The organism is Streptomyces sp. NPDC050674 (genome assembly GCF_040654575.1).
Classification (GTDB): Bacteria; Actinomycetota; Actinomycetes; order Streptomycetales; family Streptomycetaceae; genus Streptomyces.
In genome coordinates this window covers 30,721-54,659 of the sequence record NZ_JBFAIG010000008.1, presented here as the reverse complement: position 1 = coordinate 54,659, position 23,939 = coordinate 30,721, and the positions used below count along the sequence as shown (strand labels likewise).

Sequence of the window (23,939 nt, the reverse complement as noted above, 5' to 3'; positions counted from 1 at the left end):
TCAGCGCATCAGCTCCCCGGCGTTGACCAGCAACGACTGTCCGGTGATCGACCGCGCCCGGTCCGACGCCAGGAACACCGCCGCGTCGGCCACATCGGCGTCCGAGGCCAGTTCGGGCAGCGCCATCCGCCCGGTCAGCCGCTCCAGGACAGTCGCCTCCGGCACCCCTTCGGACTGGGCCGCGTACCGCACGTACGCCCGCACCGGTGGCCCCCACATCCAGCCCGGCAGCACGGTGTTGACCCGGATCCGGTACGACCCGAGCTCCCGCGCCAGCGAGTACATCGCACTCGTCAGTGCCCCCTTCGACGCCGCGTACGCCGCCTGCCGCACCTGCGAGGGGGCCGCCACCGCCGACTGCGTCCCCACGAACACCACGGACCCGCCCCGCACTTTGAGCGACGGCAGACAGGCCCGTGTCATGCGCAGCGTGCCCAGCAGGTTCACCTCCAGCACGGTCCGCCAGGACGCGAAGTCGGCGTCCTCGAGACCGCCGAAGCAGCTGTCGAGCGCGGCCACGTGCACCACGGCGTCGATCCCGCCGAACCGCTCCCGCGCCACCTCCGCCAGCGCCTCGCACTGCGCCTCGTCGCAGATGTCCGTGGCCCGGAACGCGGTGCGCGCCCCGCCCGGGTCGAGCTCGGCGGCCGTCTTCGCCAGGCTCGCCCGCGTCCGGGCGCCGAGCACGGCACGCCCGCCGTCCCGTACGACCGCCGCCGCGACCTGCCGCCCGAGCCCGGCCCCGACCCCCGACACCACGACCGTCTTCCCCGCGAGCAGTGACATGGCAGGACCTCCCCGGACCGGAACCCTGGCGCTCTATCTGACGGAGCGTCAGAGTATGGGCGAGCCGCCGACGAAGGGGAAGGCATGAGCGAGGACACCCGCAGCGAGCTGTACGCCGAACTGGCCGCCGTCGGCCCCTACGGCACCCACCCCGGGCACGCCCTCATCACCATGGTCGAGCCGCATCCCGGCCACGAGTACGCGTACAACCGCTGGTACGAGGACGACCACTACTACGCCGGGGCGATGGCCATGCCCTGGATGTACGCGGGCCGCCGCTGGGTGGCGACCCGGGACCTGCAACTCCTGCGCTACCCCGCGAAGTCGGCGATCGCCCGGCCGGTCACCGCCGGCTGCTACCTCTCCACGTACTGGATCACCGCGGGCCGCTACGACGACCACATGCGCTGGACGGTCGCCATCAACAAGCGCCTCAACCGGGACGCCCGCGTCTACCACGACCGCACGCACGTCTTCACGGCGTTCCAGAACCACGAGGCGACGGTGTACCGCGACGGGGCGGCCGGTCCCCGTGACGTCCACGCCCTCGACCACCCCTACGCGGGCCTGGTGCTCCAGGTCGTGGAGGCGGACAGCCCGCAGCGGCGCGCCGCGCTCCTGGAGTGGCTGCGCACCCGCCACCTGCCCGGGCGCCTGGCGGGCTCCCCGGCCGCGCTGGTGACGGTCTTCAGCCCGACGCCCCTGCCCGGCGACCGCATGACCTACGTGAAACAGGTCGAGGGCGTCGGCACCCGCCTGACGCTGCTGTGGTTCCTCCAGACGGACCCGCGGGAGTGCTGGGACCCCTGGTTCACGGGCCTCGACGCGGCGGTGGCGGAGCCGGGCCTCGGGAGAGTGGAGCTGGTGGCCCCGTTCGTCCCGACGGTGCCGGGCACGGACACGTACGTGGACCGGCTGCGCTGAGGCCGACGCCCGCACGGCGGTTACCCTTCGCTTCCATGAAGCGCGCATGGACCTTGCCGGTGCTGCTGGTGCTCTCCGGCGCGGCCGGTGCCGCGGGGCTGTTCCTCACGGGGAGCACCGGCTGGGCCGTGGTCACGCTCCTGTTCTTCCTCCTCCTCGCGGGCACGCACTCCCCGCTGGTCTTCCCCCGGTCCCTCGACGCGGGCGAGGCACAGCGACGCAGCGCGGCCGACGGCCGGCCGGTCGTCTACGCACCAACCCCGACCCGGCGTGGGTGCGGGAGCGGCTCATCGGGTGAACAGAGCGGCCGCGTTGTCGTGGCACACGGCCCGGAGCCAGTCGTCGCCCAGGCCCAGCCGTTCCAGCGCGTGGAGCTGGTGCAGGTACGGGTAGGGGATGTTGGGGAAGTCGGAGCCGAACAGGATGCGGTCGCCGAGTGCGGCGAACCGGGGCAGGGCCCGGCGCGGGAACGGCATGAAGTCCTCGGTGAAGTCGGTGAACGCCATCGTCGTGTCCAGCCGCACCTCGTCGTACCGCTCCGCGAGGTCGAGGAACTCCTCGTACTCGGGCATGCCCATGTGAGCGACGATCAGCCGCAGTCGCGGGTGCCGTGCCAGCACCCGCGCGACGGGTCCGGGGCCGGTGTGCGTGCCGGGCGCGGGCCCGGAGCCGCAGTGGATCACCACCGGGGTGCCCGCCTCGGCCAGCAGACCCCACGCCGGGTCGAGACGCGCGTCGGCCGGATCGTAGGCGCCCACCTGCACATGCGCCTTGAACACGCGCGCCCCCGCTTCGAGGGCCTCGCGGACGTAAGTCTCCACCTCCGGCTCGGGGTAGAGGGTGGCGGTGTGCAGGCAGTCGGGGGTGCGGCGGGCGAAGTCGGCCGCCCAGCCGTTCAGCCACCCGGCCATGCCCGGCTTGTGCGGGTAGAGCATCGAGGTGAAGGCCCGGACGCCGAAGTCCCGCAGCAGCGCGGCCCTCTCGGCCTCCTCCTTCCGGTAGGTGATCGGCCACTCGAGCCCGCCGATCAGCGGCCCGTTGGTGTCGAAGTACTGCCACACCTTGCGCAGGACCCGCTCGGGCATGAAGTGCGTGTGGACGTCGATCAGGCCCGGCAGACCGAGCCGGCCCCAGAACGCGCGGACCTCACCGGTCTCCTCGTACGCCTCGCGCTTGTCGCTCATGCCGATCTCCGTCACGGGGTGCGGTCCGGCTCCTCGAAGTCGCGGAGCAGGGCGGTGAGGTCACTGTAGGAGGAGGGCGTCCGCGTCGCGTGGTCGGCCGCCGAGGTCTCCGTCACACCCAGGTCCCGGCGCATCGCCTCACGCGTGGCGCCGATCAGCGGCCAGACGCCGTGCTGCGCCTCGGCCGCCGACCGCAGGGTCTCGCCCGGCCGGGGGTTCCCCTGCTCCAGGCGCTTGACCTGCCCGTAGACCCGGTTCAGGGCCCCGTTCACCTCCCGGGCCGGGGTGATCACACCGTCCGGCGCGATCATCAGGGCCTCGGACCAGCGGTCGCGGTAGGTGTCCTTCGCGACTTCCAGCGCCTGGACGTCCTCGTCGCCGGGCGTCCGGTCGCGCAGGACGTAGAGGTGCCTGCTGAGCGCCGTGCAGAACTGCCGGGCGTCGCGATGCAGGGCCGTGTAGCAACTCCGCCGCAACTCGCGGCTCTCGCGCGCCTCCTGAAGGTCCCGCGCCATCTCCAGCTCGCGCCGCTTGGCCTTCTCCGCCCCGCGCTGGGTGAGCAGGGCGCCCCCGAGCGTCCCCGCCACACCGGCCACGGCGATCACCACCGCCCCCACGTCCATCGGATCACCCTAGACCGCGTTCCCCGGCAAGTGCCGCCCGCCCAACGACAGTTCGGCCCAGACCGTCTTGCCGTGCGCCGGTGCCTCCACCACACCCCAGCGGTGCGCGTACGCCGAGACGATCCGCAGCCCGCGCCCGCCCTCCGCGTCGTCCGGGGCCGGGCCGGGGAGCCGCGGGGGCCGGTCGCCCCGGGCGTCGGTGACCTCGACGCGGAGCGTGCGGTCGGCGTACAGCTTCAGGGCCAGCCGGAAGTCCCTGCCCCGGACGCGTCCGTGCAGCACCGCGTTCGACGCCAGCTCCGCCATCACCTGCGCGGCGGCGTCACAGGGCTCGCCCCACTCGTCGAGCTGGCGTTCGGTGAGCAGGCGGGCCAGTCGAGCGCCTCTTCGAGTGGCGGACAACTGGAGCGTGAAGTGACGTACGGGGGCGCCGATTTCGGTGAGGGATTTCTGACTCATGTCACCCAGCGTGGTCGCCCGTCCCTACCCTGAACAGTTATGACCTCGGTACGGAGCGTGACTGTCCGGACGCCTGACGGGGTCGTACGGCTCGTACGTCAGGAGGGGAAGGCGTGGAGGACGAGGAAGCGGCGGCCGTGCTCAGGACGGTCGGGCGGCAGATCAAGATGTGGCGCGAGGCGGCGGGGCTCAAGCAGGCGGAGCTGGGCTCGGCGATCGGCTACGGGGAGGAGATGGTGTCGTCCGTCGAACGGGCGCGGCGCATCCCCAAGCCGGACTTTCTCGACAAGGCCGATGAGGTCCTGGGCGCGGGCGGCAAGATCTCCGTGATGAAGGAGGACGTGGAGAGGGCGCGGTATCCGAAGACGGTGCGGGACTTGGCCAAGCTGGAGGACGAGGCCCTCGAACTCGGGGCTTACGACACCCACCAGATCAACGGGATGCTCCAGACACCGGAGTACGCCCAGGCGTTGTACGCCATGCGCAGTCCCGCCTACACGAAGGACGAGATCGAACGGCACGTCGCAGCGCGCATGGCGCGGAAGGCCGTCTTCGACCGCGTACCACGCCCGCTCATCACCTTTGTCCAGGAAGAGACGACCCTGCGGCGGCCGGTCGGGGGCAGAATGGTACTGCGCCGCCAGCTCCAACACCTCTTGGACGTAGCCCGGTTGAGGCACGTGTCCATCCAGATCATGCCTACGGATCGGGAGGACCACGCGGGCATGGCAGGTCCGTTTCGGCTCCTGAAATTCCAGGACGGCAAGGTGCTGGGCCACTCCGAAGCCCAGCTGCACAGCCGCGTGATCAGCGAGCCTCGGGACGCCCAGATCCTCGACATGCGCTATGGAATGATCCGGGCGCAGGCCCTCTCACCCCGAGAGTCCCTGGCCTTCATTGAGAAAGTTCTGGGAGACGAGACGTGACCACTGAACTCGCCTGGTTCAAGAGCAGCTACAGCAGCAACGACGGGCCCGATTGCGTCGAGGCCGCCATATCCCCCGCTCAGGGTCCCATCCACATCCGCGACTCCAAGAACAAGGACGGCGCCCGACTGTCGTTCACCGGCGACGCCTGGTCCGCGTTCCTGAAGTTCACGGCAGCTCGCTGACCAGACCCGGCACCGCCCCGGGGTCGAGTTCCCGGACGCGTTCCACATCGGCCCGGGCCTCCTCCGGCCGCCCCATGGCCGCGTGCAGCACGGCCCGGCGGCACAACGCCCAGACGTAGCCCGGCCGCATCTCCACCGCCCGGTTCAGGTCGGCCAGGGCCTCCGGATGGCGGCCGAGGCGGGCCAGGGACGCGCCCCGGCTCGCGTACGCCGACGCGTACGCGGGGTCCAGGGTGAGGGCGATGTCCAGGTCGGCGACCGCCTCCTCGTCGCGGCCGGCGGCGCGCAGCGCGTCACCCCGTTCGCAGCGGGCCCAGGGCCAGTCGGGGAGCAGGGTGAGGGCGCCGTCGAGGTCGGCCAGTTGACGGCCCCTGTCTCCCCGGGCACGCCACACCCGGGCCCGGCGGGCGAGCGCCCAGGCGTAGTCCGGGTCGAGGTCCAGGGCCCGCCCGAGGTCGGCGAGGGCCTTCTCGTGGTCTCCGGCGCGCTCGTGGGTGGCGCCCCGGGAGGCCCAGGCGAAGGCGAGGGCGGGGTCGAGGCGGACGGCTTTGGTCAGGTCCCGCAGCGCTTCGGCGTCGCGTCCGGCGATCCGCTGGTGTTCGCCGCGCAGGGCGACATACCAGGCGTTGCCGGGTTCCAGCGCGACGGCCCGGTCCAGGTCGGCGATCGCCCCGTCGTGGTCGCCCAGGTCTCCCCGGATGCCCGACCGGTTCCGGTGGGCGACGGCCGACTCCGGGTCCAGGGCGACGGCCCGGTCGTACTCGGCGAGGGCCTGCTCGTACGCGCCCTCGCCGCGCAGTTCGTCGCCCCGCACGACCCGGGCCCTGGCCTGGGTCCGCGGGTCGAGTCCGGCACGGCGCAGGAGCAGCCCGAGGGCGGCGACGACCCCTTCGGTGTCGAGGGCCGTGGTCAGTTCGGCGCCCCACCGGGACGCCGCCTCCGCGTCCGCGTCACCTCCGGCGTCCACCAGCGCGCGCGCCCACCGCCCGGCCACGCCCGCGTCGCACGCCTGGACGAAGTCGCGCAACGCCTGGGGCAGCGCGTCCCGTTCCCCCGCGCACAGCAGGTGGTAGGTCTCCTCCAGCCGCAGTTCCCGCCAGGCGTCGTCGGCCCACAGCTCCTCGGTGCCGCGGCCCGCCGCGGCCTCCTCGCGCCAGCCTCCGAACAGCTCCGCCAGGCGCCGCTGCCACCGCACCCAGTCGCGCGGGGACCGGTGGCGCTCCGCGCGCAGCATGGGGGCCCGTACGACGTCGTGGTAGCGCAGGCGTCCGCCGGCGCGGTCGGTGACGAACGGCATGCCCCGCAGCCACGACCAGACGCGCTCCAGGTCCTCCTCCGGGCACTGGGCCACCGCCCGGAACACGTCCCCGTCCAGCTGTCTGGGCAGGGCGCAGGACAGGGCGGCGGTCCGCCGCACCGGATCCTCCTCCCACTCAAGGAAGCGGTCCACGGCCGTGACGCTCGGGTCGCCCACGTCGTCCGGGTCGGTGGGGCGGGACTCTGCGAGGGTGGAGACCAGGACGGGGAGGCCGCCGGTGAGGCGCAGCACCTCCTCGACGACCGGTTCGGCGGTCACGCCCTTGGCCGCCAGCAGGCCGCGTGCCTCCGTCTCCGTGAAGGGTGCGAGCGGCACCTCGGTGACGAAGTCCGCCAGACCGCCCCAGCGGGCCGGGTCCAGCGGAGTGCGGCCCGCGGTGGCCACCACCGTGGTGGCGGGCAGGGGACCATGGCGGTCCGTCGTCATGATCTCGTGCAGCCAGACGTCCAGGTGCGGGCCCGTCCGCTCAAAGGTGTCCAGGAAGAGGGCGATCCAGGGGGCGGAGGTGTCCGACAGTTCGCGCAGCAGCACGGGTGTGAGCACCTGCTCGGGGGCGAGGACCAGCTGGAGGTCCTCGTGGTTGCGGAAGCGGGCGATGAGGCTGGCGCGCAACCGGTCGGCGACCTGGGCGAGTTGGTCGGCGTCCAGCATCCCGGCGAGCGGTCCGACCATCGGCACCAGGCCGGCGGCGACCAGTCCGGCCCGTGCCACCATCCTGCCGCCCATGGACGGGGCGGACGCCTCCGGTTGCGTGTCCAGGACCGCCAGCGCGGCCAGTTCCGCCTCGTGCCGACGCTCCCGGTGCGCGGCGAGCAGACGCTCCAGCTCCTTCAACCGCGCGCCCTGGGCGGCGAACTGACGGCCGATCTGTGCCATCACCTCCGGCACACCGCCCGCGCTGTCGTCGACGTACGCGGTCAGGGCGCCCTGTTCGCGGGCGATGTGCTCCCACTCGCGGAGCAGGAAGGTCTTTCCGACGCCCGCGTTGCCGTGCGCGTGGAAGCGGAAGCGGTGGCGTTCGTCATGGGGCGCGACGGTGAAGTTGGCCCGGAACGCGGCCCGTTCGGTGCTCCGGCCGACGAACCCGGCCCGGCCGCGCTGCCGGATCAGCTCCTGCATGGACGGTCTCGCCTGCGCCATCCGTACGTCCCCTCGACTCGCCCTGCCGGACTCCGCTCGTCATTCTCGCCCAACTCCCGTGGGGTACACCGGAGGTCCGCACGCGGGGAGAATGATCGGCATGGCCACCTCCACATCACGCGGCACGCTGTCGCTCGCCGCCACCCTGCTGACCGCGACCATCGCCCTCTACATGGCGCTCGTCGCCTTCGGGAACATCACCGACTTCGGGACCAACCAGCAGTTCGTCCGGCACGTGCTGGCCATGGACACCACGTTCAAGGACGAGGACCTGATGTGGCGGGCGATCACGAGCCAGGGGCTCCAGGACGCCGCCTACGTCGGGATCATCGTCTGGGAGACCGCGGCCGCGCTGGTCCTCATATACGGGAGCTGGCTGTGGGCCAGACGCGATGACCTGCGCGCCCGGCGGATGTCCACGTACGGGCTGCTGATGGTGATGCTGCTGTTCGGGGCCGGGTTCATCGCGATCGGCGGTGAGTGGTTCTCGATGTGGCAGTCGAAGAGCTGGAACGGGCTGGACGCCGCGACGCGGATCTTCCTGTTCAGCGGTGTCGTGCTGATCGTCAACCAGTTGTCGGCGCCGCGGACGGAGACCTCCGCCTCCTGAGCGCCGCCGCTACTTGACCACGGTCACGGTCGTGCCGACCGTGCCGAACGCCCACAGTGCCGAGCCGTCCGCCTTCTGCATCCTGACTCCACCCGTCCTGGAGCCGGAGGCGGCGGGCGGCGGCGAGGCCCCGTCGACGGCGTTGGAGAAGGCGACGGAGACGCCGGATTTCGCGGCGAAGTACAGGATGTGCTCGATCTGGACGCCGTCCGAGCCGGTCGTGGCCGGGTTGCGCGAGGACACCGTGTAGCTGCCCGGGTCGGGGCTGACCGAGCCCGGCCAGACGGTGAAGGTGCGGCGCGTGGCCTCGCTGGCGTCGACCAGCCACACCCGCTTGTCGCCGAGGGAGTAGACGATGCGCCGGCCGGTGCCGGAGCCGTCGGGAACCCTCGCCGGGGCCGCCGAGGGGGTGGGGGTGGGCTGCGCCGAGGCCGTGCTGCTCGGCTTGACCGAGGTGGCGGTGGGGTGCGGGCCCTTGTCGGCTTGAAGACCCAGGACCGTCACCGCGGCTATCGCTCCCACGGTCAGCCCGGTCACCCAGGCCCACGAAGGCAGTCGGGCAGGCACCGGCACGCATCTCCTCAGTCACGGGACCCCGCACCGACACGGGGTTCCGATCATCGTACTGCGCACCCGCCGCTTCCCCGGCGCCTCGGGGGCTCCCGGCCCGCCTCTGTGACGCTCGGCCGTCTCAGGGGCCGTCGGGGGTCTTGCGGACCGGGACCGGGCCCGTGCCGGCGCCGCGGGCGGTGTAGCGCGGGGTGCGCACGGGGGCCGGGTAGGACAGGTGCACCAGCCGGGTCTGCTCCTGGCGCATGTGCGTGAGCGATTCGAGGATGTAGCCCGAGAGCAGCACCAGCGCGGCGATCGTCATGATCGCGGCGGCCAGGATCGCCGTGGGGACGCGGGGCACGGTGCCCGTCTCGATGAAGTCGGCGATGACGGGGATGCCCAGGACGACCGAGACGAGGGCCAGCACTCCGGCGAGGACGGTGTGCACCAGCGAGGGGCGCTCGCGCCGGGCCAGGTCGAGGATGACCCGCAGGATGCGCCAGCCGTCGCGGTAGGTGCGCAGTTTGCTCTCGCCGCCGGCGGGCCGGACCCGGTAGTCGACGACCACCTCCGCCGTGGGGAGCCGCAGGTGCAGCGCGTGGATGGTCATCTCGGTCTCGGTCTCGAACTCCCGGGCGAGCGCCGGGAAGGACTTCACGAACCGCCGTGAGAAGACCCGGTAGCCGCTGAGCATGTCGGTCACGTCGTTGCCGAACAGGGACCGCACGGCCCCGGTCAGCACCCTGTTGCCGACCGCGTGCCCGGCCCGGTAGGCCCCGTCGTCGGTCACCCGGCGGGCTCCCACGACCTGGTCGTACGGTCCCTCGAAGAGCAGGTCCACCAGGTCCCGGGCGCGGGAGGCGTCGTAGGTGTCGTCGCCGTCGATGATGAGCAGCGCGTCCGCGTCGACGTCGGCGAAGGCACGGCGGATGACGTTTCCCTTGCCCTTGCGGGGCTCCTCCCGCACGATCGCGCCCGCCGCCCGGGCGACCTCGACCGTGCGGTCGGTGGAGGCGTTGTCGTAGACGTAGACCACGGCCTCGGGCAGGGCCGCGCGCAGGTCGCGGACCACCTTGCCGACGGCCGCCTCCTCGTTGTGACACGGCACGACACACGCGATCGTCGGTTCCACTGCCACTCCCACTCCTCGCCCGAGGCGCTGTCGGATAGTAGGAAATGATGCGATATGAGCGAGCCCGCCGAGCGGGGGCACGCCGGGTGGCTACTCTCCCTTTTGTGCCGGTTCCTCCCTCCGTGATCCCTTCCGCGATCTCCTCCGCCATGACCTCCGCGGCCGCCTCCGTGCGCAACGCCGTGCGGGGTGTCTGGCGCGAGGCCGCCAAGTTCGGCGTCGTCGGGGCCCTGGCGTTCGTCGTCGACAACGGCGGGTACAACCTGCTGGTCTTCGGGCTGCCCGGCGGGGCGCGGGGCGGGCCGATGAGCGCCTCTCCGGTCCAGGCGTCCGTCGTCGCGACCTGCGCCGCCGCGCTGTTCAGCTGGGCCGGGAACCGCTACTGGACCTACCGCGACCGGCACCGCGAGAAGGTGACCCGCGAACTGGTCCTCTTCCTCGTCGCCAACGCCGTGGGGCTCGCCATCACCGCCGGGACCGTCTACGCCTCCCGGCACCTGCTCGGACTCGACTCGCCGCTCAGCGACAACACCGCCCGCATCCTCGGCTGGGTGCTCGCGACCCTGTTCCGCTTCTACGCCTACCGGCGCTACGTCTTCGTCGCCCCCTGAGCCGTTAGCATCCGGCACATGGGACAAATGGGATGGATGCCTCGGGCGCGGCACTGGGGCTGGGTCCTGGCCGCCGTCGCCGCCGTGTGCTGCCTGGCCACGATCCTCGTCTTCGCGCCCGGCTACCTGAGTCCCGACAGCCTCGACCAGCTCCGGCAGGCCGAGGGGAAGAAACCCCTGACCGACTGGCACCCGCCCGTGCTCAGCCTGGTCTGGCGGGCGCTCATCGCGGTGACCGGCTCGATCACGTCTCTGCTGGTCCTCCAGTCGCTGGTGTTCTGGGGAGCGCTGTGGGTGCTGGCCCGGTGCGTGTGGGACCTGACCGGCAGGCGCGGCGGATCGCTCGCCGTGCTCGGACTCGGCCTGGCCCCGTGGGTGCTGACGTTCGCCGGAGTGGTCTGGAAGGACGTCCACGCGGCGCAGGCGCTGCTCGCCGCGTGCGCGGTCGCGTTCACGGGGCTGCGGATCCGCGACCGGGACGTCCGTCCCGCCCTGCGCTGGGGTCTGCTCTGGCTGGGTGTGCTGTTCCTCGCCTACGCCATGCTCGTGCGCAAGAACGCCTTCCTCGCCGCGATCCCCGTCTTCGTCCTGCTCGTCCTCGCGCTGTGGCGTGCCCCCGGGCGCGGCACCTGGGTGCGGTGCGCGGCCGCGCTCGCCGCCGCGCTGGTCGTGCCGGCCGCCGCCATCGCGCTGTTCGCCGAGCCGTTGCAGACCAAGCAGGGCGCGCAGATCATGCTGGACGACCTGGTGCACGTGCTGCGGGTGGACGAGCTGCGGTCGGCGGACGTCCCGCCCGCCCTCAGGGACCGGCTCGTGGCCTCGGCGCGCGAGTGCCGGCGCATCGGCGCCCTGTCGGACGCCTACTGGGCCTGTTACGAACGGCCGGCCGACGGACTGCGCGGCGACTCGGGCGAGATCACCTCCCTGTGGCTGCGGGAGATGGGCGGGCACGTGCCGCAGTACCTCCAGTACCGGCTGCGCCTGTTCGCGTCGCTGCTGTTCGAGACCGGCTACCCCTACAAGGCGGGCGTCACCCGCAACGACCTGGGCATCGAGGTGGCGCACCCCCGCCTCGAGGACATGCTCGGTTCGTACGTCAAGGGGATGGCCGCCGACCTGCCCTGGCTGTTCCGCGGATGGTTCTGGCTGGCCGTCGCGCTGGTGCTCGCCGTCCGGCCGGGCCGGGGCGCCTTCGCGATGCCGGTCCGGGCGCTGGGCGTGAGTGCGGCGGCCTACATCCTCGGTTATCCGCCGATCATGCCCGCCACGGACTTCCGCTACGTCTACTGGCCGGCGATCGCCGGCGCCCTCGGTCTGCTGCTGCTGTGGCTGGGCCGGGGCACGCCTCCCGCGCGGCCGTCGAGCCCCGGCGCCACGACCGGCCGGCCCCTGACGGAGCAGCAGCCGGCGGACGCCGGGGGCCAGTAGGAGCCGTCAGTCCAGCACCGGCAGCAGCTGGGGCAGATGCCCGTCCGAGGCCGCCGCAGCCCGCTGCCGCTCCTCGGGGACCTCCCCGTACAGGGTGTTCCGGGCCCTGGCCGGACGGCCCGCGGCGTCGGCCACCGCGATGAGGTCCTTGACCGACTTGTACGAGCCGTACGAGGAACCCGCCATGCGGGAGATGGTCTCCTCCATGAGCGTCCCGCCGAGGTCGTTCGCGCCCGAGCGGAGCATCTCGGCCGCCCCGTCCGTGCCGAGCTTGACCCAGCTGGTCTGGATGTTGGGGATGTACGGGTGCAGCAGCAGCCGGGCCATGGCCGTGACCGCGCGGTTGTCCCGCATGGTCGGGCCCGGGCGGGCGATCCCCGCCAGGTAGACCGGCGCGTTGGTGTGCACGAACGGCAGGGTCACGAACTCGGTGAAGCCGCCGGTGCGTTGCTGGATGCCCGCGAGGGTGCGCAGGTGCCCGAGCCAGTGCCGGGGCTGGTCGACATGGCCGTACATCATCGTCGAGGACGAGCGGATGCCCAGCTCGTGGGCGGTCGTCACGACGTCGATCCAGTCGGCGGCGGGCAGCTTGCCCTTGGTGAGGATCCAGCGGACCTCGTCGTCGAGGATCTCGGCGGCCGTGCCCGGGATGGTGTCCAGGCCCGCCTCCTTGGCCGCGGTCAGCCATTCGCGCACGGACAGGCCGGTGCGGGTCGCGCCGTTGACGACCTCCATGGGCGAGAAGGCGTGGACGTGCATGCCGGGGACGCGCTCCTTCACGGCCCGCGCGATGTCGAAGTACGCCGTGCCGGGCAGGTCCGGGTGGATGCCGCCCTGCATGCACACCTCCACCGCGCCCACGTCCCAGGCCTGCTGGGCCCGGTCGGCGACCTGGTCAAGGGAGAGGGTGTAGGCGTCGGCGTCGGTGCGGCGCTGGGCGAAGGCGCAGAAACGGCAGCCGGTGTAGCAGACGTTGGTGAAGTTGATGTTCCGCGTGACGATGTAGGTGACGTCGTCGCCCACGGCCGACTTGCGCACGTCGTCGGCGACCCGGGCGAGGGCGTCCAGCGCCGGGCCGTCCGCGTGCAGCAGGGCGAGGGCCTCGTCGTCGGTGAGCTTCGTCGGATCGTCGGCCGCCGTGCGCAGGGCCTGCCGTACGTCGGTGTCGATGCGCTCGGGTGCCATGCCCGGGGCGGCGGCCTCGCGCAGGGCGCCCCAGTCGCCGTACACCTCGTCGAAGTCGTCCCGGCGGTCCGAGGTGCGGCCCTCGGTGTCGATGGAGGAGTGCAGGTCGGTGCGGCCGGAGGCCGTGAACACCTCCTCGGGTTCCTGCCAGGGCAGCCCCTGCGGGAGGGCCTCGGGCCGGGCGAGTCCGGTCTCCGGGTCGGCCAGTGCGGCCACGTGCGGGCGCAGCCGCGGGTCCAGCCAGGGCTCACCGCGCCGGACGAACTCGGGGTAGACGCAGAGGCGTTCGCGCAGCTCGAACCCGGCGGCGCGGGACTTCTCGGCGAGCCGCTCGATCTGCGGCCAGGGGCGCTCGGGGTTGACGTGGTCGATGGTGAGCGGGGAGACGCCGCCCCAGTCGTCGATGCCTGCGCGGATCAGCCGCTCGTACTCGTCGTCGACGAGGTTGGGCGGGGCCTGGATGTTGCCGCTCGGGCCCATCAGGAGGCGGGCGACGGCGACCGTGGCGACCAGTTCGTCGAGTTCGGCGTCGGGCATGCCGCGCATCGCGGTGTCCGGCTTGGCGCGGAAGTTCTGGATGATCAGCTCCTGGACGCCGTGGTAGGCCCGCGACACCTTCCGCAGCGCGAACAGCGACTCGGCGCGCTCCTCGAAGGTCTCGCCGATGCCTATGAGGACCCCGGAGGTGAAGGGGACGGAGGAGCGCCCGGCGTCCTCCAGGACCCGCAGGCGGACGGCGGGCTCCTTGTCGGGCGAGCCGTGGTGGGGGCCGCCCGGCTCCGACCAGAGGCGGGTCGCGGTGGTCTCCAGCATCATGCCCATGCTGGGCGCGACGGGCTTGAGGCGCTGGAAGTCGGTCCAGGACATGACGCCCGGGTTCAGGTGCGGCAGCAGGCCCGTCTCCTCCAGGATGCGGATGGAGACGGCCCGGACGTAGGCGAGGGTGTCGTCGTAGCCGTGCGCGTCGAGCCACTCGCGCGCCTCGGGCCAGCGGTCCTCGGGCTTGTCGCCGAGGGTGATCAGGGCTTCCTTGCAGCCGAGCGCGGCACCCTTGCGGGCGATGTCCAGCACCTCGTCCGGGGACATGAACATCCCGTGACCCTCCCGGCGGAGCTTGCCCGGGACGGTGACGAAGGTGCAGTAGTGGCACTTGTCCCGGCACAGGCGGGTCAGCGGGATGAAGACGCTCTTGGAGTACGTGATGACGCCGGGCCGGCCGGCCGCCTCCAGCCCCGCGTCCCGCACCCGGGCGGCCGAGGCCGACAGGTCCTCCAGGTGCTCACCGCGGGCCTGGAGCAGCACCGCCGCCTCGGCGACGTCGAGGGAGACGCCGTCCCTGGCCCGTTTCAGGGCGCGACGCATGGAGTTCTCGGTGGGGCCGGTTCCGGAGGTCGCGGGAGTCGTCATCCTTCGAGCATACGAGTGCGCTGATCAGGCTCAGGGGAGCCCCGTCAGTGGAAGGCCAGCCACCCGATGCCCAGGGCCGAGGTGAGGCCCGCGGCGGCGACGGCGGCCGGCCGGTTGCAGTGCAGGGTGAGCCAGACCAGCGCGGAGGTCACCAGTACGGCCGTCGTGCCGATCGCGGCGCGCAGCAGCCCCTGGCTGTAGCCGTACTCGGTGAAATGACGCAGGAGCCAGGAAAACCACCAAAGCCTCAAGACGCTCTCCCCCCGTGGCGAACTGATCCGCAGTTTAGTAGGGGGATCCAAGTGCCCTGCCCGGCAGGGCACTTGGTCAGAGGTATCCGGCCAGGCCGTCCAGCGTCTTCAGCACCTCCGCCTCCCCCGCCGGGGGCAGCTGCGCCACGACCTCCTCGATGCCGAGGTCGGCGTAGTGGGCCAGCTTGCCCGGGCTCGGGTGGACGGCGTAGGGGACGACCTGGAGGGCCTGGGGGTCACGGCCGGCGTCGGCCCAGGCGGCGCGCAGGACGGGCAGCGCCTCACCGAGGCCCCGGCCGCCGATCGGCAGCCAGCCGTCGGCGTACTCGCTGATGTGCGCGAACAGCTTGGGCCCGGCGGCCCCGCCGACGAGCGTGCGCGGGCCGACGACCGGACCGCGCGGCTGCTGCACGGGCTTCGGATGGGCGTGGCTGGCCCGGACGCTGCCGAACTCCCCTTCGTAGGCGAGCGGCTGCCGGGACCACAGGGCGCGCATCAGCGCCATCCGGTCCCGGACCAGCTCGCGCCGGGTGCTCCACCGCACGCCGTGGTCGGCGGCCTCCTCGACGTTCCAGCCGAAGCCGAGCCCGAGGGTGAACCGGCCGCCGGAGAGATGGTCGAGGGTGGCGATCTGCTTGGCCAGGTCGATCGGGTCGTGCTGGGCGACGAGCGTGATGCCCGTGCCGAGCCCGAGCCGCTCGGTGACGGCGGCGGCCTGGCCGAGGGCCACGAACGGGTCGAGGGTGCGGCCGTATTCGGGCGGCAGCTCACCGCCCGCCGGGTAGGGGGTGGTCCGCTCGACCGGGATGTGGGTGTGCTCGGGCAGGTACAGCCCGGCGAAACCGCGATCCTCCAGTTCCCGGGCGAGCCGGGTCGGGGTGATCGTCTCGTCGGTGAGGAAGATCGTCACGGCGATGCGCATGACCCATCTCTACCCGAGGGCGGCCCGGGTGTCCATACCGACCGGTCGGACTTTCTCATGACACGGCCGCCGGGGCCCCCCGCCTGTTTCCCTGCCGCCCGCCGTCCAATTCCCCTCCCTTGCACGCCCGTTCACGGCTGACTACAAGGGTGCACACGCACCACCCCGCACCACCCGTGCCACGTCACCGACGACACCTGGGGAGCAGCAGCATGTGCGAGGACAGCCACGGCGGGTTGGGACGGCGCGCTCTGTTCGCCACCGGAGCGGCGGCCGCGCTTACCTTGGGAAGCGTGAGCTTCGCATCAGCGGCCGACGGGGGCCGGGAGAGCAGGACCGTGCGGGGCACGCTGCCGCCCGGCTCCCCCGACTTCGTGTACGTGCCCGTCGAGATCCCGGCCGGTGTGCGGGAGCTCAGGGTCGCCTACACCTACGACCGGCCGTCCGTCCCGGCCGGCACCCTGGGCAACGCCCTGGACATCGGCCTCTTCGACGAGCGCGGCACCGAACTGGGCGGCCGGGGCTTCCGCGGCTGGTCGGGCGGGGCGCGCACCGAATTCTTCGTCCGGGCGGACGACGCGACGCCCGGCTACCTCCCCGGCCCGGTCCGCGAGGGCACCTGGCACATCGCGCTCGGCCCGTACACGGTCGCCCCGCAGGGCCTGTCGTACGAGATCACCCTCACGCTGACGTACGGGGAGCCGGGCGAGAGAGCACGGCCGGTGTATCCGCCGGAGCGGGCGAAGGGCCGGGGGCGGGCCTGGTACCGGGGCGACTGCCATCTGCACTCCTGGCACTCCGACGGCCGCCGCACCCCCGCCGAGATCGGGGAGCTGGCCCGGGCCGCCGGCCTGGACTTCATCAACTCCTCCGAGCACAACACGCACTCCGCGCACGCCCACTGGGCCGACGTGGCCGGGGACGACCTGCTGGTGATGCTGGGCGAGGAGGTCACCACCCGCAACGGGCACGTGGTCGCGCTCGGCACCGACCCGGGCACCTTCGTCGACTGGCGCTACCGGGCCCGCGACAACCGCTTCGGCCGGTTCGCCCGGCAGATCCGCCGCGCCGGCGGCCTGGTCGTCCCGGCCCATCCGCACGCCACCTGCGTCGGCTGCAACTGGAAGTTCGGCTTCGACGAGGCGGACGCGGTGGAGGTGTGGAACGGCCCCTACACGCCCGACGACGAGGTGGCGCTGGCCGACTGGGACAGCATGCTCGTGGCGTCCGTGCGGGACGGGCGCGGCTGGCTCCCGGCGATGGGCAGCAGTGACGCCCACCGCTCCCCGGACGCCGTGGGCAGCCCCCAGACGGTCGTCCTGGCCGACGACCTGACCCGGGAGGCGATCCAGGAGGGCATCCGGGCGGGGCGGTCCTACGTCGCCGAGTCCGCGCGGGTCACGCTGTCGCTGCGGGTGTCCGGCGGACGCAGCGAGCACGCGGGCATCGGCGAGCGGCTCACCGTGGACCCCGACAGCCCGGTCACCGTCCGCCTGGAGGTCACCGGCGCCCCGCGCTGCACGGTCCGCTTCGTCACCGACCAGGGCGTCGTCCACACCAGCGCCCCGCTGCCGGTGTCCGGCTCGGGCACGGTCGAGTGGCGCACGACGCCGTCCTACGCGGCGTACGTACGGGCCGAACTGCGCCACGAGGCGGCGGCGGGGCCGCTGCCCGGGCCGCTGGCGGCGTTCACGAACCCGGTGTTCCTGGGGCGCCGCTAGGGGTGTCCGCCAGGTCGGCGACCACGGCCGCGTGGTCGGAGGGCCACACCCCGTCGACCGGGCCGTCGCAGGCCCGCCGTACGTCCCGGACCCGGCCGAGTCCGCCGGGGCCGGGCGGGCCCACGTGGATGTAGTCGATGCGCGCGCCGGGTTTGCGGCCGGCCACCACGTGCGGGTTGGCCGCGTCCCAGGTGGCGCAGGGCGCGGCCGGGTCGGCGTACTCCCAGGCGTCGACGAGGACCTGCCCGGGCACGGTCGGGGCCGTCTTGTAGCCGCCGAGGAGGCGGATCTCGTCGGAGTCGGGCCAGGCGTTGAGGTCGCCGGTGACCACGGGCGGGAACGGGGAGTCGCCGCCGTGCCGGGCGACGAACTCGGCGAGCGCGGCGACCTGCCGGCAGCGCACCGCCGAGGCGTGCAGGGCGGAGCTGAAGTGGGCGGTGAAGAAGGGGACCTCGTAGGCCGGTCCGGCCAGCCGGGCGTACAGGGCCACGCGGCCGTCGTCCGTGTCGGCCGGGGCGGGCAGCGGCAGCACGTCCTGGCCGACGACCGGCCACCTGCTGAGCACGGCGTTGCCGATGCCGACCGTGGGGTCCCCGATCCGCCGCTGCCAGCGCTCCGGGGCGGGCGAGGCGCCCCAGGCCCAGTGCAGGCCCAGCTCACCGGCCAGCCACTCGGCGAGGTTCTCGCCGTCGGCCGCCCACACCTCCTGGAGCCCCACGACGTCGGGCCGCAGCTCCCGCAGGGCCGTGAGGATCGCCTTCTGCCGCGCCTGCCACGGCCCGAAGCGCCACCAGAGATTCCAGGTCACGATCCGCATCCGCAGCCACCCGCTCTCCTCGATGCCGCGTCCGGGATCATTGAAGCAGGAACCATCGCGCGTTCTGTGAGAGCTTCGTGTGAAGGAGACCCGCCGACGATGTCCCGCCGCCCCGACCTGAGGTTCCGCGCGACCACGGCCGTCCAGCGCCGACTCAACCCCCTCCTGCGCCGCCTCCCCCTCCAGACGGTCCTGGAGACGACGGGCCGCGTCTCCGGACTGCCCCGCCGGACACCGGTGGGCGGGCGCCGCGTCGGCGACTCCTTCTGGCTGGTGTCGGAGTTCGGCGAGCGGTCGCAGTACGTGCGCAACATCGCGGCCGATCCGCGGGTACGGGTCCGCATCCGCGGGCGGTGGCACGAGGGCACCGCTCACCTGATGCCGCAGGACGACCCCCTGGCCCGGCTGCGGACGCTGCCCCGGGTCAACAGCCTGGGGGTACGGGCCCTCGGGACGAACCTGCTGACCGTGCGGGTGGATCTGGACGCCTGAGCCGCGTCAGCCCGGCCAGACGATCGCCTGCGTCTCGCTGTAGGCGTGCAGCGCGTAGCTGCCGACGTCCCGGCCCACGCCGCTGTGCTTGAAGCCGCCGAAGGGTGCCTCCATGTTCCGCCCGACGGTGTTCACGCCCACCCCGCCGGCCCGCAGCCGCCGTGCCACCCGGAAGGCTCGGGCCACGTCCCCGGACCAGACGTAGTCGATGAGCCCGTAGTCGGTGTCGTTGGCGAGCGTGACGGCCTCCTCCTCCTCGTCGAAGGGGATCACGGTCACCACCGGGCCGAAGATCTCCTCGCGGGCCACCCGCATGTCGTTGGTGCAGCCGGCCAGGAGGGTGGGGGCGACGTAGAAGCCGCTGGGCAGGCCGGGTCGTTCGCCGCCCGTCACCACCACCGCGCCCTCCTCGCGGCCCAGTCCGACGTACGACTCCACCCGGTCCCGGTGCGCCGCCGAGATGACCGGGCCGACCACGGTGTCCGGCTCGTCCGGGTCACCGACCTTCAACCGGGCCGCGTAGCCGCACAGTTGTGCCACGAGCCGGTCGTGGATGCCGCGCTGGGCCAGGACCCGGGTCGGTGCCGTGCAGATCTGCCCGCTGTAGAAGGAGAAGGTGGTCCCGATCCCGGCCACCGCCGAGGCGAGGTCGGCGTCGTCGAAGACGACCGCCGCGCCCTTCCCGCCCAGCTCCATCAACTGCCTTTTCATGTCCCGCCCGCACACCTCGGCGATGCGCCGCCCGACCGCCGTGGAGCCGGTGAAGCTGACCATGTCGACGTCCGGCGACGCCACGGCCGCCTCGCCGACCTCCGTGCGGGCACCGCTGACCACGTTCACCACACCCGGCGGCACACCGGCCTCCTCCAGGGCCCCCGCCATGCGGTAGACCGACAGCGGGTCCTGCGGGGCCGGTTTCACCACCACCGTGTTGCCCATGGCCAGGGCGGGGGCGATCTTGCCGGCCGCGTTCGCCCAGGGATTGTTGTACGAGGTGACGCAGGTGACCACCCCGACGGGCTGCCGGACGGCCAGGGCGCCCAGCACAGCGGCCCTCCCCATCGGCCCCGCCTCGTTGATCTGCGGCGGGATCGCCCACTCGGCGGGCTCCACACGCGCGTAGCGCCGGAAGCGGGCGGCGGCGACGCCGACCTGCATGCCGCGTGCGGTGGCGAGGGTCGCTCCGGTCTCCGCCCGGGCCAGCGACGCGTACTCCCGCAGCCGGGCGGCGATGATCCCCGCCGCCCGTCCGAGCACGGCCACCCGCTCCTGCGGCGATGTGCGCGACCACGGCCCGAAGGCCTCGCGGGCCGCGGCGCAGGCCGTGAGCACCTGATCCCGCGAGGCCTCGGGCGCCCACCCGACGGTCCGCTCGCTCGCCGGGTCGATCACCGCGTAGTGCCCGCCGTCCGGCTCCGCCCAGGAGCCGCCGACGAACAGCGGCTGCCGTGCCGTCACCTCGTGCTCACCGTCTCCGTGTCCCGCCCCGAGCGGAGCACCCGGCCCGGTACGGCCCCGGTCACCACGTCGTCCCGGATCGCCTCGGCCCCGTTGACCCACACGGCCCGCACCCCCAGCGCCCGGGAGTCCAGCCGCGGGCTGCCGCCCGGCAGATCGTGCACCAGGGTGGCCGGGCCCGCGTCGATCCGCTCCGGGTCGAAGAGCACCAGGTCCGCGTGCCAGCCCTCCTCGATCCGCCCGCGCTCGCGCAGCCCGAAGAGCCGCGCGGGGTCGTCGGTCAGCATCCTCACGGCCTGCTCCAGAGCGACCAGCCGCCGCCCGCGCAGGCAGTCCCCGAGGAACCGGGTGGTGTACGGCGCCCCGCACATCCGGTCCAGGTGCGCGCCCGCGTCGGACCCGCCGAGCAGCACGTCCTCGTGCTGCCAGGTCTGGGCCCGCAGCGCCCAGGACGCCGGGTCGTTGTCGGTCGGCATCGGCCACAGCACCGTGCGCAGCCCGTCGTTGGCGCAGATCTCCACCAGGCACTGGAAGGGTTCCTGCCCGCGCTCCTCGGCGATGTCCCTGACCACGCGCCCGCTCAGCCCGGCGTTCGCCTCGCTGTAGGTGTCGCCGATGACGTACCGCCCGAAGTTGGCCAGCCGCCGGAAGACGCCCGCCTCCTTGGACCGGGCCCGCCGCAGCAGCTCGTCCCGTACGGCCGCGTCCCGCAGCTTCTCGATCCGCTCGGGCACGGGCAGCCCGAGCACCGGACCCCAGCCGGGGATGAGGTTGAGCGCGCAGAAGGTGCCAAGGGACATGTTCATGGGCGTGAGGATCGGCATGGTGAGCGCCACGACCCGGCCGCCGGCCTTCCTCGCCTGCTCGCTCGCGAGCAACTGCCGGGGCACGCGCTCCGGAACGGCCGCGTCGATCGTCAGCACGTTCCAGTTCAGCGGCCGTCCCGCCACCGCGCTCATCTCCACGAACAGGTCGATCTCCGCGTCGCTGAACTGATCCAGACAGCCCGCGACGATCGCCTCGATCTGGGTGCCCTCGCACTCCCCGACGGCCCGCGCCAGCGCCAGCAGCTCGGCCGGCTGGGCGTGCCGTGAGGCGACGGGCTGTCCGTCGCCGTCGGAGTGGCTGGTCGACTGGGTGGTGGACAGCCCCCAGGCTCCGGCGTCCATGGCCTCCCGCAGCAGCCGCACCATCGCGGCGAGCTGTTCCCGGCTCGGCTGCCCGCCCACGGCCCGGGGCCCCATGACGTACCGCCGCAGCGCGCAGTGCCCCACCATGAAGCCGGCGTTGACGGCGATCCGCCCCTCCAGGGCGTCCAGGTACTCCCCGAACGAATGCCAGGTCCAGGGCGCCCCCTCCTCCAGCGCCACCAGCGCCATGCCCTCGACCCGGGACATCATCCGCCGGGTGTAGTCGGCGTCCTCGGGCCGGTCGGGATGCAGGGGGGCCAGCGTGAACCCACAGTTCCCGCCGGCGACGGTGGTGACCCCGTGGTTGAGGGACGGCGTGGCGTACGGGTCCCAGAAGAGCTGGGCGTCGTAGTGGGTGTGGGGATCGACGAAGCCGGGGGTGAGGACGAGGCCGGTGGCGTCCTCGACCGACCGTGATTCCTCGGTGACCGTCCCCACCACGGAGATACGGCCGTCCCTGATGCCGACGTCCGCGGTGAAGCCGGGCGCACCGGTCCCGTCGACGACGGTCGCCCCCCTGATCACGTGATCGAGCATGACCACTCAACTCCCTCGAGTAGGCGCCCTGGGGGCGCGGGGAACTGCGCGACAAGCCACCACGAACGCCGCACCCGCCGACGAACGCTCAGGCCCCCTGACGGAACCGCGAAGTCCGGTGCACGGGATCCGTATCGATCTCGGGAATCACGTGCTCCCCGACCAGCCGGATCGTCTGCAACGTCTCCTCCTTGGGCACCCCCACCGGCAACCCGAAACTCAGCTGATCGGCCCCGGCCCGCTCCCACCGCCGGCACTGCCGCAGCACCTCGTCCGGATCGCCGCAGATCAGCAACTCCTCCTCGATCAGCACCTCCACCAACTCCTCGGTGTACTCCGGCAGCGTCTCCGGCCACACCGGGAAGCCCTCGGGCCGGGGGAAGGTGTCGTGGTACCGGAAGACGAGCGAGGGCAGATAGTGCAGCCCCCCGCTCGCGGCGATCCGCACCGCCTCCGCGTGGGTCGGCGCACAGATCGCCGTGGTCGTCACCATCACGTTGTCGTTCACGAAGGCCCCGACCGGCTCGGCGTCCACGATCGCCGTCTTGTACTGCTCCAGCACCCACTCCATGTCGGAGACCTTCTGGACGCTGAAGCCGAGCACGCCGAGCCCCTTCCTCGCCGCCATCGCGTACGAGGGGGGCGACCCGGCGGCGTACCACATCGCCGGGTGCGCCCGGCCGTACGGCTTCGGCAGGACCTTCCGCGGCGGCAGCGACCAGTGTTTGCCCTGGAAGCCCTGGTACTCGTCCTGGAGCCACATCCGGGGGAACTCGGCGATGGTCTCCTCCCAGAGTTCCTTGGTGTGGTTCATGTCGGTCACGCCCGGCATGAACCCGAGGATCTCGTGCGACCCGGCGCCCCGCCCGCTGCCGAACTCGAAGCGGTTGCCGCTGAGGTGGTCGAGCATCGCGACCTTCTCGGCGACCTTCACCGGGTGGTTGACCGGGGCGAGCGGGTTGAAGATCCCCGAGCCCAGGTGGATCCGCTCGGTCGCGTGGGCCAGGTATCCGAGGAAGACGTCGTTGGCGGACAGGTGCGAGTACTCGTCCAGGAAGTGGTGCTCGGAGGCCCAGGCGTACTTGAAGCCGCACTTGTCCGCCTCGATGACGTACTCGGTCTCCTCCATCAGCGCCTTGTGCTCGGCCAGCGGGTCGGTCTCGGCCCGTTTGCCGACGTATCCCTGAACGAAGATGCCGAATTCCAAGGAGGTTCACCGCCCCAGAGTCTGGTTCTGACGGAGCGTCAGATTTATGGCTCCGACTGTTCCACCGGCTCCCGGGAGCGTCAATAGCTGACGGCCCGTCAGATGACGCTGACCCCGGCCAGCCAGCCTCCGTCGATCACGAACGGCTGCCCCGTGATGTACGAGGAGTCCTCCGAGGTCAGGAACAGCGCGAGCCTGGCCACCTCCTCGGGCCGCCCGGCCCTGCCCAGCGGCACGAGCTTGCGGTACAGCCGGTCGAGCCCCTTCGCCGTCTCCTCCAGGTCGGCGTCCGGGTCCAGCCGGGCCGGGTTGGACATCGCGGTGTCGACAGCCCCCGGGCAGACGGCGTTGACCCGTATCCCCCGCCCGGCCAGCTCCAGGGCCGCGACCCGGGTCAGACCGACCACGGCGTGCTTGGTGGCCGCGTAGGCACCCACGGCGGCCATCCCGGTCAGGCCGGTGTACGAGGAGGTGTTGACGATCGTGCCCCCCTCGGGCATCTCCGGGGCGACCGCTCTGATGCCGAGGAAGCAGCCCACCTGGTTGACCTGGACGACCTGCATGAACTCGTCGAGGGGTGTGTCGAGAAGGGAATTGAAGCGCAGGATGCCGGCGTTGTTGACCAGCCCGTCGACGTGGCCGTACGCGTCCTTGGCGGCGGCGACGGCGGACCTCCAGTCGTCCTCCCGCCCCACGTCCAGATGGACGTACAGCGCGCCGATCTCCTTCGCGAGCGCCTCACCCCGGTCGTCGAGGACGTCGGCGAGGACCACCCGGGCCCCCTCGGCCGCGAAGAGCCGGGCCTCCTGCTCGCCCTGGCCGCGTGCGGCGCCGGTGACGATGACGACCCGTCCGTCGAGCTTGCCCATGGGCT

The 23,939-nt window shown here is 72.6% G+C and carries 23 protein-coding genes; 8 read left to right on the top strand and 15 right to left on the bottom strand.

The window, feature by feature from the left end:
• The gene (locus tag AB0I06_RS15305; RefSeq protein ID WP_363119265.1) at positions 1-786 is read right to left on the bottom strand and encodes an SDR family oxidoreductase; all 786 of its coding nucleotides are present in this window, start codon (positions 784-786) and stop codon (positions 1-3) included.
• Positions 787-870: 84 nt separating this feature from the next.
• On the opposite strand from AB0I06_RS15305, the gene AB0I06_RS15300 reads away from it, so the two are divergent.
• The gene (locus AB0I06_RS15300; protein ID WP_363119264.1) at positions 871-1,710 is read left to right on the top strand and encodes a hypothetical protein; all 840 of its coding nucleotides are present in this window, start codon (positions 871-873) and stop codon (positions 1,708-1,710) included.
• 287 nt (positions 1,711-1,997) lie between these two features.
• Here AB0I06_RS15300 and AB0I06_RS15295 read toward each other — a convergent pair whose 3' ends face one another.
• The 3 genes from AB0I06_RS15295 to AB0I06_RS15285 are packed head-to-tail and all read right to left on the bottom strand — an operon-like array spanning position 1,998 to position 3,976.
• A complete protein-coding gene (locus AB0I06_RS15295; RefSeq protein WP_363119263.1) occupies positions 1,998-2,894 on the bottom strand; it encodes an amidohydrolase family protein in 897 nt (298 codons plus the stop codon).
• A gap of 11 nt (positions 2,895-2,905) precedes the next feature.
• The gene (locus AB0I06_RS15290) at positions 2,906-3,517 is read right to left on the bottom strand and encodes a hypothetical protein (protein ID WP_363119262.1); all 612 of its coding nucleotides are present in this window, start codon (positions 3,515-3,517) and stop codon (positions 2,906-2,908) included.
• A 9-nt stretch (positions 3,518-3,526) separates the two neighbouring features.
• Entirely contained in the window at positions 3,527-3,976 is a 450-nt protein-coding gene (locus AB0I06_RS15285) for an ATP-binding protein (protein WP_363119261.1), read from the bottom strand.
• 113 nt (positions 3,977-4,089) lie between these two features.
• On the opposite strand from AB0I06_RS15285, the gene AB0I06_RS15280 reads away from it, so the two are divergent.
• Complete coding sequence (locus tag AB0I06_RS15280) at positions 4,090-4,902, top strand: helix-turn-helix transcriptional regulator (RefSeq protein WP_363119260.1); 813 nt, start codon at positions 4,090-4,092, stop codon at positions 4,900-4,902.
• Positions 4,899-5,087: a DUF397 domain-containing protein gene (locus tag AB0I06_RS15275; protein WP_363119259.1), complete on the top strand. Its 189-nt coding sequence runs from the start codon at positions 4,899-4,901 to the stop codon at positions 5,085-5,087. Before AB0I06_RS15280 ends, AB0I06_RS15275 begins: the two co-directional genes overlap by 4 nt.
• Here the strand turns inward: AB0I06_RS15275 and AB0I06_RS15270 are convergent.
• Positions 5,071-7,545, bottom strand: a complete 2,475-nt coding sequence (locus AB0I06_RS15270) for a tetratricopeptide repeat protein (protein ID WP_363119258.1) — start codon at positions 7,543-7,545, stop codon at positions 5,071-5,073. The two genes, AB0I06_RS15275 and AB0I06_RS15270, sit on opposite strands and share 17 nt — an antisense overlap.
• 100 nt (positions 7,546-7,645) lie before the next feature.
• Between AB0I06_RS15270 and AB0I06_RS15265 the strand changes: the two genes are divergently transcribed.
• Complete coding sequence (locus AB0I06_RS15265) at positions 7,646-8,155, top strand: DUF2165 domain-containing protein (RefSeq protein ID WP_363119257.1); 510 nt, start codon at positions 7,646-7,648, stop codon at positions 8,153-8,155.
• 9 nt (positions 8,156-8,164) lie between these two features.
• Here AB0I06_RS15265 and AB0I06_RS15260 read toward each other — a convergent pair whose 3' ends face one another.
• Entirely contained in the window at positions 8,165-8,728 is a 564-nt protein-coding gene (locus tag AB0I06_RS15260; RefSeq protein WP_363119256.1) for a hypothetical protein, read from the bottom strand.
• A 118-nt stretch (positions 8,729-8,846) separates the two neighbouring features.
• On the bottom strand, positions 8,847-9,845 hold the full coding sequence (locus AB0I06_RS15255; RefSeq protein WP_363119255.1) for a glycosyltransferase family 2 protein: 999 nt from the start codon (positions 9,843-9,845) through the stop codon (positions 8,847-8,849).
• A 116-nt stretch (positions 9,846-9,961) separates the two neighbouring features.
• Between AB0I06_RS15255 and AB0I06_RS15250 the strand changes: the two genes are divergently transcribed.
• The gene (locus tag AB0I06_RS15250; protein ID WP_363119254.1) at positions 9,962-10,450 is read left to right on the top strand and encodes a GtrA family protein; all 489 of its coding nucleotides are present in this window, start codon (positions 9,962-9,964) and stop codon (positions 10,448-10,450) included.
• 18 nt (positions 10,451-10,468) lie between these two features.
• Positions 10,469-11,878 carry a hypothetical protein gene (locus AB0I06_RS15245; RefSeq protein ID WP_363119253.1) on the top strand — a complete coding sequence of 470 codons (1,410 nt, stop codon included), beginning with the start codon at positions 10,469-10,471 and terminating at the stop codon, positions 11,876-11,878.
• A 6-nt stretch (positions 11,879-11,884) separates the two neighbouring features.
• On the opposite strand, the gene AB0I06_RS15240 is transcribed toward AB0I06_RS15245, so the two are convergent.
• From AB0I06_RS15240 to AB0I06_RS15230, 3 genes are all read right to left on the bottom strand, one after another.
• Entirely contained in the window at positions 11,885-14,470 is a 2,586-nt protein-coding gene (locus AB0I06_RS15240; protein WP_363119252.1) for a bifunctional FO biosynthesis protein CofGH, read from the bottom strand.
• Between the two features lie 44 nt (positions 14,471-14,514).
• A complete protein-coding gene (locus AB0I06_RS15235) occupies positions 14,515-14,721 on the bottom strand; it encodes a hypothetical protein (RefSeq protein ID WP_363119251.1) in 207 nt (68 codons plus the stop codon).
• Positions 14,722-14,797: 76 nt separating this feature from the next.
• Entirely contained in the window at positions 14,798-15,643 is an 846-nt protein-coding gene (locus AB0I06_RS15230) for an LLM class F420-dependent oxidoreductase (protein WP_363119250.1), read from the bottom strand.
• 212 nt (positions 15,644-15,855) lie between these two features.
• On the opposite strand from AB0I06_RS15230, the gene AB0I06_RS15225 reads away from it, so the two are divergent.
• Positions 15,856-17,364 carry a CehA/McbA family metallohydrolase gene (locus tag AB0I06_RS15225; protein WP_363119249.1) on the top strand — a complete coding sequence of 503 codons (1,509 nt, stop codon included), beginning with the start codon at positions 15,856-15,858 and terminating at the stop codon, positions 17,362-17,364.
• On the opposite strand, the gene AB0I06_RS15220 is transcribed toward AB0I06_RS15225, so the two are convergent.
• Entirely contained in the window at positions 17,333-18,181 is an 849-nt protein-coding gene (locus AB0I06_RS15220) for an endonuclease/exonuclease/phosphatase family protein (RefSeq protein WP_363119248.1), read from the bottom strand. The genes AB0I06_RS15225 and AB0I06_RS15220 overlap by 32 nt on opposite strands.
• A gap of 99 nt (positions 18,182-18,280) precedes the next feature.
• Between AB0I06_RS15220 and AB0I06_RS15215 the strand changes: the two genes are divergently transcribed.
• The gene (locus AB0I06_RS15215; RefSeq protein ID WP_363119247.1) at positions 18,281-18,673 is read left to right on the top strand and encodes a nitroreductase/quinone reductase family protein; all 393 of its coding nucleotides are present in this window, start codon (positions 18,281-18,283) and stop codon (positions 18,671-18,673) included.
• 6 nt (positions 18,674-18,679) lie between these two features.
• Here AB0I06_RS15215 and AB0I06_RS15210 read toward each other — a convergent pair whose 3' ends face one another.
• From AB0I06_RS15210 to AB0I06_RS15195, 4 genes are all read right to left on the bottom strand, one after another.
• The gene (locus tag AB0I06_RS15210) at positions 18,680-20,131 is read right to left on the bottom strand and encodes an aldehyde dehydrogenase family protein (RefSeq protein WP_363119246.1); all 1,452 of its coding nucleotides are present in this window, start codon (positions 20,129-20,131) and stop codon (positions 18,680-18,682) included.
• The gene (locus AB0I06_RS15205) at positions 20,128-21,858 is read right to left on the bottom strand and encodes a D-aminoacylase (RefSeq protein WP_363119245.1); all 1,731 of its coding nucleotides are present in this window, start codon (positions 21,856-21,858) and stop codon (positions 20,128-20,130) included. Before AB0I06_RS15205 ends, AB0I06_RS15210 begins: the two co-directional genes overlap by 4 nt.
• Positions 21,859-21,946: 88 nt before the next feature.
• On the bottom strand, positions 21,947-23,065 hold the full coding sequence (locus AB0I06_RS15200; RefSeq protein WP_363119244.1) for an LLM class flavin-dependent oxidoreductase: 1,119 nt from the start codon (positions 23,063-23,065) through the stop codon (positions 21,947-21,949).
• A 98-nt stretch (positions 23,066-23,163) separates the two neighbouring features.
• Positions 23,164-23,934 (bottom strand): SDR family NAD(P)-dependent oxidoreductase, encoded by a 771-nt coding sequence (locus AB0I06_RS15195; protein ID WP_363119243.1) that lies wholly within the window; start codon positions 23,932-23,934, stop codon positions 23,164-23,166.
• Positions 23,935-23,939 lie beyond the last annotated feature (5 nt).